General features: G+C 45.0%; 1 protein-coding gene. It reads left to right on the top strand.

What is annotated here, in order from left to right; all coding sequences use genetic code 11:
- Positions 1–267 precede the first annotated feature (267 nt).
- The coding region (istA, locus tag IE080_RS19320) for an IS21 family transposase (RefSeq protein WP_189586820.1) at positions 268–1,330 on the top strand (1,063 nt) is incomplete at its 3' end.

Below are 1,330 nucleotides of genomic sequence, written 5' to 3'. Positions count from 1 at the left end.
TGTATATTCCGATCCATCTTGACCACCTGTTCCGGTGATGCTGACCACTTTTTTCCGATGATGTTGACCACCCCTTTTAGGGGCCAATAACTTCTTCTAGGGATAAAATTCCGGTGATCTTGACCACTGTCAATCCGGCCATCCTGACCACCTCACCAAGTGGTCAACATTGCCAGAATGACAATCCTGACCACTTATGTTTTTTCAGTTATCGTTTGCTTTACAGTAAAACTAACACTGTAAAGTATGGCAGGAACAACGATAACTATGAGCAATCTTAAACAGATAATCCGCCACCGTGACAACGGCATGGCATTGCAGACCATCTCCAAAACTTTGGGCATTGCCCGTAATACGGTCAAAAAGTACTTACAGTTGGTTGACTCCAAAGGTTTGACCTATGGAGAGCTTCTCTGCAAGAGTGATGAGCAACTCGATACACTGCTCAATGATCCTGACCAAAAATCCGAACAGAGATATCAGGATCTTCAGTCCTTCTTCCCGTTTATGGAATCAGAACTCAAAAGAACCGGTGTAAACCGCTGGGTCTTATGGGGAGAATACCGTCAGAAACATCCTGACGGTTATAGCTATTCGCAGTTTTGCGACAACTACAGACAGTGGCGTATGGGTTTATCCGCCAGTATGCGGATCGAACATTTGGCGGGCGACAAACTTTATATAGATTTTACAGGTGACAGATTGTTTATTGCAGATCCCGTTACCGGGGAAGTGACGCACATGGAGGTATTTGTCGCCACTCTTGGACACAGTCAGTACAGCTATGTGGAAGCCATTCCCTCACAAAGGAAAGAGGACTTTATCGCCGCCACAGAAAATGCTTTACATTACTTTGGCGGTGTTCCCAGAGCCCTTGTTCCGGATAACCTAAAAAGTGCTGTCACCAAAGCCGATAAGTATGAACCGGTGATCAATCCGGATTTTCTTGACTTTGCCAACCATTACGGCTGCGTTGTTTTTCCTGCCAGGAGCAGAAAGCCACAGGATAAGGCTTTGGTTGAAAAGACTGTGGCCATTGTTTACAGCAGAATCTACGCCCCTATCAGGAACAGGGTATATCATGACATCAGAACCTTGAATGAGGACATCCGTCACCACCTCAATACCCATAACTGCACACCTTTCCAAAAAAGGCCTGAATCAAGAAAGGAGCTTTTTGATAGGGAAGAAAGGAATGCTCTGGCCCCCTTGCCATCAGAAAGGTACGAACTCAAACAGTTTAAACATGCCACAGTAACCAAAACGTCCCATATATGTCTGAATCCTGAAAAACATTATTATTCCATCCCTTACAGGTACATCGGCAAAA

The sequence above is a fragment of the Mongoliitalea lutea genome (assembly GCF_014652135.1).
Classification (GTDB): Bacteria; Bacteroidota; Bacteroidia; order Cytophagales; family Cyclobacteriaceae; genus Mongoliitalea; species Mongoliitalea lutea.
The sequence above is the reverse complement of the archived record's forward strand: the minus strand, read 5'-3'. Positions and strand labels throughout refer to the sequence as shown.